The sequence below is a fragment of the Streptomyces sp. CA2R106 genome, assembly GCF_037034245.1.
GTDB lineage: Bacteria > Actinomycetota > Actinomycetes > Streptomycetales > Streptomycetaceae > Actinacidiphila.
In genome coordinates, this window is the sequence record NZ_JBAGKC010000031.1 from 53346 (window position 1) to 69020 (window position 15675).

The following is a 15675-nucleotide window of genomic DNA, read 5'->3' on the forward strand; positions in this document are numbered from 1 at the left end:
AACGTCGCTGCGTCAATAGTGGCTCACGCGAGTCGACTTGCGTGAGTCGGCCTCGGGCGCGGCGGAGGACGTCGGTGAGCATGGGACCCGTCACCCTGGGTAAAGGGCAAGCGAGCAGAGCACGACAGTGCACCGTTACCTGAAGGCCGACGGATCTCGTTTAAGGCCGGACGGCATGGTAGAGGTTATGGAACACTCTCACCTATGTCATGGGAACTGGCCCTGGGATATGTTAAGGCGCTTGTCTGGCCTATCGTTGTTCTGCTGCTTGGATTCGTCTTCAAGCGGCAGATTGCCGCTCTATTTACGCGCATCGAGTCCCTTCAAACACCGGTCGGATCTGCCACATTTCAACGATTGGCCGAAGCCGTGGGTAGAGAGGCGGCCGAAGAGCAAAGTGCGTTGATTGCAGATCTCGGATCTGGCGGCTCGGAGCAGGGTATTTCAGATCTTGCAGACTTGAACCAGGAGCGCCCTCATGGCCTCGATGGAGAAGATAATTCAGGGGAGCCTACTCGATCTTTCGATTCGGATGGCGAGAACGACGAGACGCCTCCTCCTCCAAGTAGCGGCGCCAGCTATTCATACCAAAGAATTCGGTCCGATCCCGTAGCGTTCTCTGCACTAGAGAATCTAGCCAGTAGTGACCCGACGGGCGCTGTACTAGGCGCATGGCGCGAGGTCGAATCTGCCTTGCGCCATGCCCAGTCGGATGGATTCGCGGAGGGGTCGCGAAATATTGCGGATGCCCTCCAATGGGTAGAACGACAAGGATTCGTGCCTCCGGCGGTAATCCGTTCGGCCCACGACCTGCGAGAACTGCGGAACCGGGTCGTGCACGGAGGTGATCTGCTACTGACGGTCGACGGTGCAAGGTCTTACGTACGTTCGGCGCGGCAGGTCGTCGATACAATTGCGCTATCACGTTCCCCGGAAGTAATGGCAAGGAGCTACGAGGCTGCCGTTAATTCTGCACTATGGAAGATTTCGAGCGAAGTTGTGGCGCATTTTAGGGACTATCCACCCGATTTTTCTGCCATAGACCACGGGGGGCGGTTGGCGCTAATTGAAACCAAGTACAGGACTCGGGGAAAATTCACCGCTTCGGATGTGGAAAGGGTGGTATCCCAGGTCCGGTCGCGCTCAATTTTTGGCGGATTGCTGGTTGTCACCAATATTCCGCTCGCCCAATCCGCCCGGGAGTTTAATTCGAGAGAAAATAATGACTCTGATCGTCCGGTCGAAGTAATCCAGTGGGTTGGTCCGCAAGACGATGCGCTGCTAGCTCGCGCCCTGGGCCGCGTCTCGATGACGCCCGACCCCGGCAGGGGATGATCCGGGCCGTCCCTGGGCCGTCAGCCGTCGCCCAAGGGTGACCGGCAACGACCAACGACGACCGCTCCGCCGCATGTCGGGCGGCAGTGCGGTCGTCGTTCGGGAGGTGGGCAGGGCGGGGCGTCAGTTCCTGCGCAACAAGAAGCAGGAGTGGGAGGAGTACCGCTCCGAGGTCACCGCCTTCGAGCTCCGCAAGAACCTCCCGAACCTGTAAGCGCGGGTTCTCCGGGGCGTCGGCGGGCACGTGCGGTGGGCCCGGCGGGATCGTCCGCCGGGTCCACCGCGGTTCGGCGAGGACCGCTTGGCTGCCGCCTGCCGGGGCGGAGGGGTCAGCGGACGCGCCCGGGGGACTCCTCCTCCTCGTCGGACTCCTCACCGGGTACGTGCACGTCGCGGACGTTGACGTTGACCTCGACGACCTCCAGGCCCGTCATGAGCTCGACGGCGCTGGTGACGCTGCCCCGGATGTCGGAGGCGGTCTCGGCGATATGGGTGCCGTAGAGGACGACGACATCGAGGTCGATCGCGGCCTGTTCCTCGCCGACCTCGACCTTGACGCCGCGGGTATGCGCGTCGGAGCGGGCGACCCGGTCGCGGACCGCCCCCACCGCGCGGGTGGCGCCGCCGCCCATCGCGTGGACCCCTTCGACCTCCCGGGTGGCGATCCCGGCGATCGTGGCCACCACCGAGTCGGCGATCGTGGTCCGCCCGGCGGTCTCCTTGTGGCGGCCGGGACCGGTCTTGGCAGAGTTCTCCGCGGTTGTCATGGGGCAAGCCCCTTCTCTCTCGACTGCCCGCCGGCGAAACGCGGGCTCTCCTACCACTGTGAACCCGCCCCGGCACCCGTGCCACTCCGATGCAGTAGCGCCCCACCCGCGCCACACTGGGGGGATGGGCGCCCGCACGGTCTGGTACGTCTCCTACGGCTCCAACACGCACCTGGCGCGGCTGCACCGGTACCTGGCCGGCGGCCGCCCGGCCGGCGGCGCGCGGGAGTACCCGGGGTGCCGGGACACCACGCCCCCGGCCCGGTCGGTGCCGTGGGAACTGCCCGGCACGATGTACTTCGCCACGCACTCCCCGGTGTGGGGCGGCGGCCGCGCCTTCTACGACCCGGCCGCGCCCGGCCGCGTGCTGGCCCGCGCGCACCTGGTCACGGTCGGCCAGTTCTCGGACATCGCCGCGCAGGAGATGTACGCCGCGCCCGGCCGCGACCTGGACCTGACGCGGGTGCTGGCCACCGGCCGCGACCGGCTGGGCCCGGGCCGCTACGAGACGCTGGTGCGGGCCGGCTCGCTGGACGGCGTACCGCTGCTGACGTTCACCGCGCCCTGGGCGATGGCCGAGGTGCCCTGGACGGTGCCGTCGGCGGCCTACCTCGACCACCTCGCGGCGGGCCTGCGCGAGGCGGGCGGCTGGCGGGACGCGGACATCGCGCACTACCTCGCGGGGCGCCCGGGCGCGGCCGGGCACTGGACCGTACGGGACGGCGCGCTGGTGCCGGGCGGCCCGGACCGTACGCCGGCCGGCCCCGACCGTACACAGGCCGCACCGGACCGTACGCCGTGGCCCCGTACGCCCGGCACCCCGACCCGTACGCCCGGCGCGGCCGGACCGCAGGCCCCGCCGGGCGCCGCGGACCGGCCGGACGGCTAGGCTCGTCACGGCGGCCGGCGCAGGTCGGCCGCCCGTCATGTGCCGCAGCGCGGCGAACCGCGGTGACCCCGGGAGGGCCGATGCAGGGTCGACGCAGCAGTACGTTCTCCCGTCTGCTGCGGCACGGGTTCACCGATGCCGCGGCCGCCGAGCGGCTGCTGCAGGACGACGCCCTCGCGGGCGTCCGCGGCGATCCGGTGCTCCTCGAAGCGCTCGGCGCCACCGCCGACCCCGACCAGGCGCTGCTCGGCCTGGTCCGGCTCGCCGAGGCGCTCGACCCGGGCGAGCGCCACACCTTGCTGGACACCGTGACCAGCGCCAAGCCCCTGCGCGACCGCCTGCTGGGCGTGATGGGCGCCTCCGAGGCGCTCTGCGACCACCTCGCCCGCCACCCCGCGGACTGGCACGCCCTGGTGACGTACGAGGCGCGCGATCTGCACCCGGGCGTCGAGGAGTTCGAGGAGCTGCTCGCCGCCGCCCGCACCGCCGACGCGCTGCGCGCGGCCTACCGGCGGTGCCTGCTCGGCATAGCGGCCAGGGACGTGTGCGGCACCAACGACCTGGTGCGCACCGCGGCCGAACTCGCCGACCTCGCCACCGCCACGCTGCGCGCCGCCCTGGCGATCGCCGCCGCCGAACTGCCGCAGGACGCGGCGGCCTGCCGGCTCGCGGTGATCGGGATGGGCAAGTGCGGCGGCCACGAGCTGAACTACGTCTCCGACGTGGACGTCATCTTCGTCGCCGAACCGGCCGAGGCGGCCGCGGCCACCGCAGACGGCGACGGAGAGGGCGGGGGTGGTGGCGGGGGCAGCGACACCGCGGCGCTGCGGTCCGCGACCCGGCTCGCGGTGCGCATGATGGGCGTCTGCTCCGACACCACCGCCGAGGGCACCATCTGGCCGGTGGACCCGAACCTGCGCCCGGAGGGCAAGAACGGCCCGCTGGTGCGCACCCTCAGCAGCCACCTCGCCTACTACCGGCGGTGGGCCAAGACCTGGGAGTTCCAGGCACTGCTGAAGGCCCGCCCGGTCGCCGGGGACGCCGCGCTCGGCGCCGCCTACGTCGACGCGATCCGCCCGATGGTCTGGCAGGCCGCCGAACGCGACAACTTCGTCACCGACGTGCAGGAGATGCGCCGCCGGGTGGTCGACACCATCCCGGCCGCACAGGTCGAACGGGAGCTGAAACTCGGGCCCGGCGGCCTGCGCGACGTGGAGTTCGCGGTGCAGCTGCTGCAACTCGTGCACGGCCGCACCGACGCGAGCCTGCGCAGCCCCACCACCCTGACCGCGCTGGCCGAGCTCGCCGCCGGCGGCTACGTCGGCCGCGCCGACGCCGCCTCCCTGGACGCCGCCTACCGCTTCCTGCGGCTGATGGAACACCGCATCCAGCTCCAGAAGATGCGCCGCACCCACCTGGTGCCCGACGACGAGGCCGGACTGCGCCGGCTCGGGCGGGGCCTGGGCTTCCGGGTCGAACCCGTGCAGTCCCTGGACCGGGAGTGGAAGCGGCACGCCCGCGAGGTGCGGCGGCTGCACGAGAAGCTCTTCTACCGCCCGCTGCTGGACGCCGTCGCCCAACTCGACCGCGAAGAGACCCGGTTGAGCACCGAAGCGGCCAGGACCCGGCTGCTGGCCCTCGGTTACGCCGACCCGGTCGCGGCCATGCGCCACCTGGAGGCCCTGGCCAGCGGGGTCAGCCGCAAGGCCGCCATCCAGCGCACCCTGCTGCCGGTGCTGCTCGGCTGGTTCGCGGACTCCGCCGACCCCGACGCCGGACTGCTCGGCTTCCGCAAGGTCTCCGACGCGCTCGGCAAGACCCCGTGGTACCTGCGGCTGCTGCGCGACGAGGGCGCCGCCGCCCAGCGGCTGGCCCGGGTGCTGTCCTCCGGCCGGCTCACCCCCGACCTGCTGATGCGCGCCCCCGAGGCCGTCGCGCTGCTCGGCTCCCGCGACGGCCTGGCCCCCCGCGACCACCAGGCCCTGGAACAGGAGGTGCTGGCCGCCGTCGGCCGCGCCGAGACCCCCGAGCAGGCCATCGCCGCCGTCCGCGGCGTCCGCCGCCGCGAGCTGTTCCGCACCGCGGCCGGCGACCTCATCGACACCTACGGCGACGACGAGGAGTCCGACGGCCCGCTCGACCCGGCCGTCCTCGTCGACCGGGTCGGCACCGCCGTGTACGGGCTCACCTCGGCCACCGTCGCGGGCGCGCTGCGCGCCGCGGTCAACGCCGTCACCGGCGGCGACGCCCACCCGCTGCCCACCCGCGTCGCGGTGATCGGCATGGGCCGCTTCGGCGGCCGCGAACTCAGCTACGGCTCCGACGCCGACGTGCTGTTCGTGCACGAACCCCGCGAGGGCGCCGACAGCACCGACGCCAACCGCGCCGCGCTCGCCGTCGCCAACGAACTGCGCCGCCTGCTCCAGATCCCCACCGCCGACCCGCCGCTGCTGATCGACGCCGACCTGCGCCCGGAGGGCAAGTCCGGGCCGCTGTCGCGCAGCCTCGCCTCCTACGAGGCGTACTACCGGCGCTGGTCGCTGGGGTGGGAGAGCCAGGCACTGCTGCGGGCCCTGCCGGTCGCCGGGGACGCGGAGCTGGGCGAGCGGTTCATCGCCCTGATCGACCCGCTGCGCTACCCCGCCGACGGCCTCGACGACGAGGCGGTGCGGGAGATCCGCCGGCTCAAGGCGCGGATGGAGGGCGAGCGGATACCGCGCGGCGCCGACCGCACCACCCACGCCAAGCTCGGCCGCGGCGGGCTGTCCGACGTGGAGTGGACCGTACAGCTGCTCCAGCTCCAGCACGGCGCGCGGCTGCCGTCGCTGCGCACCACCGGCACCCGGTCCGCGCTGGCCGCCGCGTGCGCCGAGGACCTGATCGGCGCGGAGGACGCCCGCATCCTGGACGAGGCGTGGGTGCTGGCCACCCGGGTGCGCAACGCGGTGATGCTGGTCCGCGGCCGCCCCGGCGACACCTTCCCCGGCGACGGTCGCGAACTGGCCGCGGTGGCCCGCTACCTCGGCTACCCGGTCGGGCACGTCGGCGACATGCTGGAGGAGTACCGCCGCCGCACCCGCCGGGCCCGCGCGGTGGTGGACCGGCTGTTCTACGAGGCGTGAGGCGCTGGTCCACCAGGAGCGTGCCGCCGGCCTACGAGGTGGGCGCCGGCCGGTACACCCACCGCCCGTACAGCAGCCACACCAGCCCGTAGCCGGCGCCGAGGCAGACCACGCCGCCGACCGCGTCCAGCCAGAAGTGGTTGCCGGTGGCGATGATGACGGTGAGGGTGAACACCGGGTACAGCAGCGCCACCACCCGCACCCACCTGCGCCGGGCCAGCGTGAAGACGGTCACGCCGCACCACAGCGACCAGCCGATGTGCATCGACGGCATGGCGGCGTACTGGTTCGACACGTGGGCCAGGCTGCCCTGGGAGAGCGAGCCCCAGGTGTCGTGCACGGCCACCGTGTCGATGAAGCCGCCGCCCGGCAGCAGCCGCGGCGGGGCCAGCGGATAGGCCCAGAAGCCGATCAGCGCCAGCCAGGTGGTCGCGAACAGCACCAGCCGGGGCGGCGCGTAGCGGTCGGGATGGGCGACGTACAGCCACACCAGCACACCGATGGTGATGACGAAGTGCAGGGAGGCGTAGTAGTAGTTCATCCCCACGATCAGCCATGTCACCGAGTCCAGCGCGTGGTTGACGCTGTGCTCGACGCCCAGGCCGAGATGGCGCTCGAATCCCCACACGCCGTGGGCGTGGCGCAGCGCGGTGGCGCGCTGGGCGGGCACCGCGTTGCGGATCAGCGAGTAGAGCCAGTAGCTGACACCGATCAGCACCAGTTCGAACCAGAGCCGGGGCCGGCGCGGGGTGCGCAGCCGGGTCAGCAGCGCGCCGGGCGACCAGCCGGGTCCGGGGGCCCGGGAGGCGCCGCCCGTGTCGGGCCCGGAAGAATCCGGCCCGGAAGCGTCCGGTCCCGAAGCGCCCTGCCCGGTACGTGCGGTGCCTGCGCGGTCCGCTCCGGCGGCGCCGGCCCCGGCGGTGTCGACGTGGTCGGCACGGCGGGCCTTCGGCGACTTGGCGGTGTCGGCGGTCGGTTCCCCCATGGGACACCAGTCTGCCAGACCGGCCCGGTCAAACAGGTGCCAGGCCCGCTGAACCGGACATCGCGTGTCGGTGTCCGGCCCGGCCGTCAGCCGGCCGACGGCGCCCCGCGGTCGGCCGGACCGGCGGCGGTCGAACCGCGGACCACCAGCTCGGGCATGAAGACGAACTCGCTGTGCGGGGGCGGGTTGTCGCCGATCTCCTCCAGCAGCGCGTTGACCGCCGCCTGGCACATGGCGGGGACCGGCTGCCTGATCGTCGTCAGCGGCGGGTCGGTGAAGGCGATCAGCGGGGAGTCGTCGAAGCCGACCACCGAGATGTCGCCCGGCACCGCGTGCCCGAGCTGCCGGGCCGCGCGGATCGCGCCGAGCGCCATCATGTCCGAGGCGCAGACGATTGCCGTGCAGCCGGCGGCTATCAGCGCGCCGGCCGCCGCCTGCCCGCCCTCCAGCGTGTACAGCGAGTGCTGCACCAGCGCCTCGGCGTCGTCGTGCGACAGCCCCAGCACCTCGCCCATGGCCGCGAGGAAGCCCTCGATCTTCCGCTGCACCGGCACGAACCGCTTCTGCCCGACGGCCAGCCCGATCCTGCGGTGTCCGAGCGCGGCGAGGTGGGTGACGGCCAGCCCCACCGCTGCTCGGTCGTCCACCGACACCGACGGCGCGTCGATCTTGTCGGAGTAGCCGTTGATCAGGACGAACGGCACGCCCTGGCCCTGGAGCCGGGCGTACCGCTCGGTGTCGGCGGTGGAGTCGGCGTGCAGGCCCGAGGCGAAGATGATGCCGGCCACGCCGCGTTCGACGAGCATCTCCACCAGTTCGTCCTCGGTGGAGCCGCCCGGCGTCTGGGTGGCCAGCACCGGGGTGTAGCCCTGCCGGGTCAGCGCCTGGCCGATGACCTGCGCCATCGCCGGGAAGATCGGGTTCCCCAACTCCGGGGTGATCAGCCCGACCAGGCCGGCGCTGCGCTGCCGCAACCGGACCGGTCGCTCGTAGCCGAGCAGGTCCAGTGCGGCCAGCACGGATTCGCGGGTGGCCGCGGAAACACCTGGCTTGCCGTTGAGCACCCGGCTGACCGTCGCCTCACTGACCCCCGCCTGGGCTGCGATGTCTGCGAGCCGCGCGGTCACAGCACCGGATGCTACGGGGCGGAACACCGCCATGTCAGATCGCCCACCAAATTGCCGTGTCGGCGGGGAGCGTGACGAAGCCGCCCGCCGGAACCGACCCGTCGGTAACCTGCGTGGCGCCTGTGAGCTGCGCGTCCTCGGCCGCCGCCGTCGAGGCCGTCTCCGACTCGGCCCCCGCCGCGTCCGCGGCCGCCGGTGCTTCCGCGTCCGCCGCCGGGCCGTCGCTGGACAGCAGCAGCCGGCCCGGGCGCGGCAGCCGTACCGGCGACGCCGTCGGGTTCACCGTGCAGACGAACGCGCCGCCGGGTGCGTCGCGCCGGAAGGCGAGCACCCCCTCGGGCGCGTCGAGCCAGGTCACCTCGGTGCCGGCGCCGAGCGCCGGGTGCGCGCGGCGCACCGCCAGCGCCGAGCGGTACAGCTCCAGCGTGGAGTCGGGGTCGCCGGTCTGCGCCTCGACGCTCAGCCCCGCCCACTCCGGCGGCTGCGGCAGCCAGCTCGGCCCGCCGGCGACCGGGCCGAAGCCGTAGGGCGCCGTGTCGCCGGACCACGGGATCGGCACCCGGCAGCCGTCGCGGAAGCCGTCCTGCCCGGCCGCGCGGAAGAACGACGGGTCCTGGCGCACCTCGTCCGGCAGGTCCGTGACGTCCGGCAGCCCCAACTCCTCGCCCTGGTAGAGGTAGGCCGAGCCGGGCAGCGCCAGCATCAGCAGCGTGGCCGCGCGGGCCCGGCGCAGGCCCAGCTCCCGGTCGCCGGGGGTGCGCAGCTGGGTCGGCGGCGCCGGCGGCGCCTGCCCGGCGGCGAGCGGCGGGAGGTTGCCGAGCCGGGTGGCGTGCCGGGTCACGTCGTGGTTGGACAGCACCCAGGTCGCGGGCGCGCCGACCGCGCCCATCGCCTCCAGCGACCGGTCGATCACCTCGCGCAGCGCGTCCGCGCCCCAACCGGCGGTCAGGTACTCGAAGTTGAACGCCTGGTGCAGTTCGTCGGGGCGCAGGTAGCGCGCCGCGCGCTCGATCGTCGGCGTCCACGCCTCGGCGACCGCGATCCGCTCCTGACCGCCGGCCTCGCCCACTGGCCCGTACTCGTCGAGGATGCGGCGCCAGTCCCGGTAGATGTCGTGCACGCCGTCCTGGTCGAAGTACGGCATCGCGGCGGTGCCCAGCAGCGCGACCTGCCCGCCGTGGCCGATGTCCGGCAGGCCGTCGGCCTTCACCAGGCCGTGGGCGACGTCGATCCGGAAGCCGTCGATGCCCAGGTCCAGCCAGAACCGCAGCACCGAGCGGAACTCGTCGTGCACCGCGCGGTGGTTCCAGTTGAAGTCCGGCTGCTCGGGGGCGAACAGGTGCAGGTACCACTCGCCGGGGGTGCCGTCCGGCTCGGTGACCCGGGTCCAGGCGGGACCGCCGAAGATGGACTCCCAGTCGTTGGGCGGCAGTTCGCCGTGCTCGCCCTTGCCGGGGCGGAAGTGGAAGCGGTCGCGGGCCGCCGAGCCGGGGCCCTCGCGCAGCGCCTGCCGGAACCACTCGTGCTGGTCGGAGCAGTGGTTGGGCACCACGTCCACGATGACCCGCAGGTCCAGCGCGTGCGCGGCGCGCACCAGGTCGTCGGCGTCGGTGAGGGTGCCGAACATCGGGTCGACCGCGCGGTAGTCGGCGACGTCGTAGCCGGCGTCGGCCTGCGGGGAGGCGTAGAACGGCGACAGCCACACCGCGTCGACGCCGAGGTCCCGCAGGTAGGGCAGCCGGGCGGTGATGCCGGGCAGGTCGCCCATGCCGTCGCCGTTGCCGTCGGCGAAGCTGCGCGGGTAGACCTGGTAGATCACCGCGTCGCGCCACCAGTCTCTGCGTCCGGCGTCGGCGTCGGTCGCGGCGGCGGTGCTGGGCGCGTCGGTGAGGTGCTGGCTCATTGATTCCCTTTGGGTTCGGGGGAACGACTAAGTGGCGTGCGGTCGTGCGAGGTTGTGCGGCCGCCGGGTGTACGGGGGGTGTACCGCCGGCGTGACGGGGGCGCGGACGCGGCGGGTCCGAGGTGCCCGGGGTGTCAGCCCTTGGTGCCGCCGGCGGTCAGGCCGGTGACCAGGTGGCGCTGGACGAGCAGGAAGACCACGGCCGCCGGTATCGCGATCAGGACCGAACCGGCCGTCATCGCACCCCAGTTGGCGCGGATGTTCGACGCGTACGTGGGCAGCCCCGCGGCCAGCGTGTAGTGGGTCTTCATGAACTGGCTGGAGTAGGCGACCTCGCCCCAGGCGGTGAGGAAGCTGTAGAACGCGGTGACGGCCAGGCCCGGCCGGGCCAGCGGCAGGATCAGCCGCCAGAACGTGCCGAACGGGCTGAGGCCGTCCATCCGGCCCGCCTCGTCGATCTCCCGGGGGATGGTGTCGAAGTACCCCTTGAGCATCCAGGCGCAGAACGGCACCGCGATGGTGCAGTACACCAGCACCAGGCCGAGGTAGCTGTCGAGCAGGTCCAGCCGCGCCATCAGGTTGTACAGCGGCACGATCAGCACCGCGACCGGGAACATCTGGGTGACCAGGAAGACCCACATCAGCTGGCGGTGGCCGGGGAACTTCATCCGGGAGATCGCGTAGCCGGCGCTGGCCGCGATGAACACGCCGAGCACCATGGTGGCCCCGGCGACGATCACCGAGTTGAGCATCCAGTGCGGGAAGCCGCTGTGCAGCAGCACGAACCGGTAGTTGGACAGGTCCAGGTGGTGGATCACCTGGCCGGGCTGCTGCCAGGCGCTGTCCGGGCCGAGCGAGATGAAGACGATCCACAGCACCGGGAAGACCGCGACGGCGCTGGCGGCGATCAGGGTGGCGTGCAGGGCGAGCGAGGCGCCCGTGCTGCGCTGACCGCGGCCGCGGGGAAGGGTGGCACTCATGGGTGACGGCTCCTCAGCTCTGCTCGGTCTTGACGCGGCTGCGGTAGAAGGTGGAGAAGGCCACCAGGATCAGCAGGATGACGATGCCGTAGGAGGCCGCGCTCGCGTAGTCGGAGATGCCGACGAACGCCTTCTCGTAGGCGAAGGTCACCAGGATGTCGGTGTCGCCGCTGGTGTTGCTGCCCAGCAGCAGGTAGATGATCGGGAACATGTTGAACGTCCACACGGTGCTCAGCAGGACCACCGTGCTGGTCACCGGGCGCAGTCCGGGCACCGTCACGTTGGTGAAGCGCTGGAACGGCGAGGCGCCGTCCATCTCCGCGGCCTCGTACAGCTCGTTGGGGATGGCCTGGAGGCCGCCGAGGATGGCCACCATCATGAACGGCACACCGCACCACACGTTGACGATGATGACGGCGACCTTCTGCGCGAAGGGCGTGCCCAGCCAGTCCTGCGAGGGCAGCCCGACGAGGTTGATGACGTCGTTGAAGACGCCGTACTGCGAGTTGAACATCAGCCGCCAGGCGAAGACGCCGACGAACGCGGGCACCGCCCAGGGCAGGATCAGCGCGAGCCGGTAGGCCAGCCGGAACCGCATCGGCCGGTTGAGCAGCACCGCCATGCCCAGCCCGATGGAGTAGGTGATCCCGACGCAGGCGACGGTCCAGATCACCGTCCACTCCAGCCGCGGGTAGAAGTCGCCGTCGGCGCCGGAGAGGATCTGCCAGTAGTTGTGCAGGCCGACGAAGTGGTAGCTGGCCGGCACGTGCACCGGACCGATGTTGGTGGCGACGTTCTGCGCGGTGGCGTTGGTGAAGGACAGGTAGACGCCGTAGCCGAGCGGGTACAGCACCAGGACGCCGAGGACGATCACGACGGGGGCGACCATCGCCCAGGCGTACCAGTGCTTGTCCCAGGCGCGGGCGAGGGACTTCAGCAGGCCCGGCCCGGGTTCCTTGGACCGCGCGGGGCGGCCGGGGCGCTCGGCCCGTTCTACGGTGGCGGTGGTCATCTCTCCTCGGCTCTGTCGTTGCCTGGGGCGTGGTGCGGGGTGCGGGGTGCGTTCCTGCGGGTGCACCGTCCGGGGGTGCGGGGGTGGTTGGAGGGACCGGGCCGGCCGGTCGGGCGCGTGGGCCCGCCCGCCGCGTGGCGCGGGGGCGAGACCTCCGCCGGCCGGCCCGGAGCCGGGGGGCGCTACTGCACCGCGTAGTCCGGCAGCAGCTTGCCGAACTGCTTGGCCGCGGAGTCCAGTCCGCTCTGCACGCTCGCCTTGCCCTGGAGGATCTTGATGTACTCCTGCTGGAGCGGGGTGAACAGGCTGCCGACCTGGGGGAGCGCCACCCGCGGGCGGGCGGTGTCCAGGATCGGCTTGAACCCGGCGATCTGCGGGCTCTTGAGCACCTGCGCGGTGTACGCCGAGGTGCGGGTGGGCAGCGTGCCGTTCTTCACGGCGATCTGCTCCTGGCTGCTGGTGGAGGTCATGAACTGGGTGAACAGGTAGGCCGCGGAGAGGTTCTTCGAACCCTGGTAGACCGCCAGGTCCTGGCCGCCGGTCGGGGCGAGCGGCTTGCCGGTGGAGCCGGCCGGCACGGACGCGTAGCCGAGGTTGGCGGCGTCCTTGAACGCCGAGCCCGTCAGGTCGTCGCCCACCGACCAGGGGCCCTGGATCAGCATGGCGACCTTGCCGGTCTTGAACGACGTCTGCATGTTGTCGTAGGCGTTGGCGAAGTCGATCTTCACGGAGGAGGAGTCGTAGATCTTCTTCGCCTCGGTGACGGCCTTCACCGCCTCGGGGGAGTTGATCGTGACCTTCTTCGCCGACGGGTCGGCCAGGTCGGCGCCCTCACCGAAGAGGAAGGGCAGCAGGAAGTACGAGTCGGGGTTCATGTAGGTGCCGGTCGCGCCGGTCTTGGCCTTGATCTTCGCGGAGTCGGCGACCAGTTCGTCCCAGGTGGTCGGGGGCGCCGCGATACCGGCCTGCGCGAACAGCTTCTTGTTGTAGAGCAGCCCGAGGGTGTCCGTCACGGAGGGCACGGCGTACGACTTGCCCTCGTACTTCGTGGTGTTGAGCGGTCCGGCCACGAAGTCACCGGTGTCGGTGAGGGCGGTGGTGCCGTCGAGCGGGGCGATGTAGTGCAGCGAGGCGTACTCCGGGATCAGGCCGACGTCGGTCCTGATGACGTCGGGCGCGCCCTTGCCGCTCTGGGCGGCGGTCTTGAACTTCTGCTCCACCGTGGAGAAGTCGACGTTCTGGTAGTTCACCTTGATCTTCGGGTACTTCTTCTCGAAGTCGGCGATCAGCGCCTTGTAGGCCGGCGCTTCGACCTTCGCGTCGGAGGTGTCCCAGTAGGTGACCGTGCCCGACACCTGGGCGGGGTCCTTCGCCTTGCCGCTGTCCTGGCTGCCGCCACTGCCGCTGCCGCCACCGCAGGCGGTGGCACCGAGGACGATGGCCGCGGCCATCGCCACGACGGATATGCCGCGTCGCATACCTGACTCCTTGATGAGGGAAGTGCCCGTTCACCCGATCCGGCGGCTCCCCGGCCCCATCCCACAGGCCGGTGTCCGCTCGGGCTGGGCAGGACCGTAACAGCGGTGCAACGTCTTGCGAAAGACTCTGCAAGAAACTTTCTGCAAGATCCTTCACCGCTGCCGCCGAATCACCCCTCACACACCTCCGCCGGACCGGGAACCCCCGATCCGGCGAAGTGCCGTCCGCAGTAACGCAGTTGGCGTCAGACGGTGTCCTCGAAGAGTTCCCCGGCCGTGGTGACCGTCAAGCTGCGGGTCAGCCAGCGCATGAGGTCTTCTCGGTCCGAGTGGCGCAGGATGCGGTCGCGGGTCTCGTCCGGGATGTCGATCCCGCGGCTCTCCAGCACGAGCAGCACCGACTCGGCCACGCCCTCGATCTTGCCCTCCGCCTTGCCCTCGGCTTTGCCCTCGATCTTGCCCTCTGCCTTGCCCTCGATCGTGCCTTCGCTCTTGCCCTCCAGGAACTTGCGCTCCGCGAGGGTGCCGCGGCCGGGGAAGTAGCTTCCGTTCTTCATGAGCTTGCTCCAGAGATCCTGTGCCGGGGTGTTCTCCCCGAGGCCGATTTCCAGCATTTCCGAGTAGTAGTCGCGTGACTCCTGGTCCGCCGTGGCGAGGGCCTTCGCCAGTGCTTCCAGTATGTCCGCGCTGTTCGGGTGGCGGCCATGCGTGATGGCCGAGAAGGCGGCGAACGCCAGGTGTTCGGCCGCCTGATCGCTGTCGGTGATCAGCGGGATGTTCCCGGGGCCGAGCGCCAGCGGACGGACGGTGAGCGCGGTCCACCCGCCCCACCCGTGGTGGAAGGGTCCCGCGGCCCACTCCGCGGTCGTCTTGTCCTGGCAGACGACCAGAAGAAGCGTGGGGCAGTCGTACTTGGCGCTCAAGTACGACAGGTAATACCCCCAACTCGACGGCTTCTTCTCGTCGCGGCGCCCCTGTGCCTCGATCGCGAGGATCAACCCCTGCGTGCCGTCGTCCGGTTGGAGCCGCAGGACGGTGTCCACGCGGCGCTCGACCGGGTGCATCTCGGTGACGTCCGTGGGCAGCACCTCGACGACCGGGTTGTGCGGTATCCGCACCCCCAGGACGCCGAAGACGGGGGTGATCAACTCAGGTCGGCCCTGGAAGATCCGATGCGACGCTTCGTGTCGTGAAGTGACCATGGAGTGACCGTATTCGATCATTTGACGTGCGCGTCCGAAAACGGCAACTAATCACCTGATAGAGTGATTTGACTTGACGGACGTGCCAACTGGGCGAATAAAAAGAGCTTATCAGAGCCTAATGTGAGCCTTGCCAAGGCGGGCGTCTGCACAACTTCCGCACAGTGAGGACAAGTTGTGACCAAACCCTTCACGGGAGCTTCTCAAAGTGAGACGGGTCACGATTGGCGGGAACGGGGGAACCTTTGGGGCATCTTGCGCGTCCATGTACCCATGAGCACCCCGCACGCCACGATCCGGCACGCCTCGATCGAGGACTTGGACGCGATCTGCGGCGTCCATGCCCGCGCCAGGGCCACGTACTACGAAGGCCACCTGGCAACGGAGTTGTACAGCGGCCCGGCCGAGCTGGAGCGGCAGCGGGCAGGCACCGCGCGCGCCATCGCCGCGCGGGACCGGATCGTGCTGTGCGCGACCCGGCAGGACCACCTCGTGGGCTTCGCCGTCCTGGGCGCGCGCTTCGACGGGGACGAGCTGTTCCACTTCCACATCGACCCGGAGGTGTGGCGCACCGGCACCGGCACCGCGCTGCACCAGGCGTGCGTCGCCGAGTGGCAGGCCGCCGGGATCGGGCTGGCCCGCCTGCAGGTCTTCGCCCCCAACGCCCGCGCCCGCGCCTTCTACGTCAAGCAGGGCTGGGAGGAGGACGGCCGCAAGGACGACCACGTCACCATGCAACTGCGCATGCCCAAGCTGCCGTCCCCGCTGCCGCCCTCCGCCACGGCCCCCGCCGCCAGGCCCGCCTAGGCCGCGTAGACCTGCGGAGGACCGCCCGGCGGCCGACCGCCTGAGCTGCGCCTGGCCGGCCCCCGCCT

12 protein-coding genes and 1 pseudogene are annotated in these 15675 nt (G+C 71.0%); 5 read left to right on the plus strand and 8 right to left on the minus strand.

The annotated features are described in order from the left end of the window. Positions 1-204 precede the first annotated feature (204 nt). Both WA788_RS30265 and WA788_RS36135 read left to right on the plus strand, forming a co-directional pair. Positions 205-1335, plus strand: a complete 1131-nt coding sequence (locus WA788_RS30265; protein ID WP_335982722.1) for a hypothetical protein — start codon at positions 205-207, stop codon at positions 1333-1335. 127 nt (positions 1336-1462) lie between these two features. Continuing rightward, positions 1463-1549, plus strand: a pseudogene (locus WA788_RS36135) (glutamine synthetase); the annotation flags it as partial. Between the two features lie 115 nt (positions 1550-1664). On the opposite strand, the gene WA788_RS30275 reads toward WA788_RS36135, so the two are convergent. Next, positions 1665-2102, minus strand: a complete 438-nt coding sequence (locus WA788_RS30275; RefSeq protein WP_335982729.1) for an Asp23/Gls24 family envelope stress response protein — start codon at positions 2100-2102, stop codon at positions 1665-1667. Positions 2103-2226: 124 nt separating this feature from the next. Here WA788_RS30275 and WA788_RS30280 point away from each other — a divergent pair, with 124 nt between their 5' ends. Next, positions 2227-2991, plus strand: coding sequence for a histone deacetylase (locus WA788_RS30280; protein WP_335982731.1), 765 nt, complete (start codon positions 2227-2229; stop codon positions 2989-2991). Between the two features lie 80 nt (positions 2992-3071). Continuing rightward, complete coding sequence (locus WA788_RS30285) at positions 3072-6113, plus strand: bifunctional [glutamine synthetase] adenylyltransferase/[glutamine synthetase]-adenylyl-L-tyrosine phosphorylase (protein ID WP_335982734.1); 3042 nt, start codon at positions 3072-3074, stop codon at positions 6111-6113. A gap of 31 nt (positions 6114-6144) precedes the next feature. Here the strand turns inward: WA788_RS30285 and WA788_RS30290 are convergent, their stop codons facing one another. From WA788_RS30290 to WA788_RS30320, 7 genes are all read right to left on the minus strand, one after another. Next, entirely contained in the window at positions 6145-7098 is a 954-nt protein-coding gene (locus tag WA788_RS30290; RefSeq protein ID WP_335982736.1) for a phosphatase PAP2 family protein, read from the minus strand. A gap of 86 nt (positions 7099-7184) precedes the next feature. Beyond that, the gene (locus WA788_RS30295) at positions 7185-8225 is read right to left on the minus strand and encodes a LacI family DNA-binding transcriptional regulator (RefSeq protein ID WP_335982738.1); all 1041 of its coding nucleotides are present in this window, start codon (positions 8223-8225) and stop codon (positions 7185-7187) included. Positions 8226-8259: 34 nt separating this feature from the next. Beyond that, on the minus strand, positions 8260-10128 hold the full coding sequence (locus WA788_RS30300) for a glycoside hydrolase family 13 protein (RefSeq protein WP_443034118.1): 1869 nt from the start codon (positions 10126-10128) through the stop codon (positions 8260-8262). Between the two features lie 134 nt (positions 10129-10262). Beyond that, positions 10263-11108, minus strand: a complete 846-nt coding sequence (locus WA788_RS30305; RefSeq protein WP_335982740.1) for a sugar ABC transporter permease — start codon at positions 11106-11108, stop codon at positions 10263-10265. Between the two features lie 13 nt (positions 11109-11121). Continuing rightward, on the minus strand, positions 11122-12120 hold the full coding sequence (locus tag WA788_RS30310; protein ID WP_435132981.1) for a carbohydrate ABC transporter permease: 999 nt from the start codon (positions 12118-12120) through the stop codon (positions 11122-11124). Between the two features lie 182 nt (positions 12121-12302). After that, positions 12303-13598 carry an extracellular solute-binding protein gene (locus tag WA788_RS30315; RefSeq protein ID WP_335982742.1) on the minus strand — a complete coding sequence of 432 codons (1296 nt, stop codon included), beginning with the start codon at positions 13596-13598 and terminating at the stop codon, positions 12303-12305. Between the two features lie 245 nt (positions 13599-13843). Next, positions 13844-14800: a hypothetical protein gene (locus tag WA788_RS30320; RefSeq protein WP_335982744.1), complete on the minus strand. Its 957-nt coding sequence runs from the start codon at positions 14798-14800 to the stop codon at positions 13844-13846. 273 nt (positions 14801-15073) lie between these two features. Between WA788_RS30320 and WA788_RS30325 the strand changes: the two genes are divergently transcribed. Beyond that, positions 15074-15607: a GNAT family N-acetyltransferase gene (locus tag WA788_RS30325; RefSeq protein WP_335982746.1), complete on the plus strand. Its 534-nt coding sequence runs from the start codon at positions 15074-15076 to the stop codon at positions 15605-15607. Positions 15608-15675: the final 68 nt, after the last annotated feature.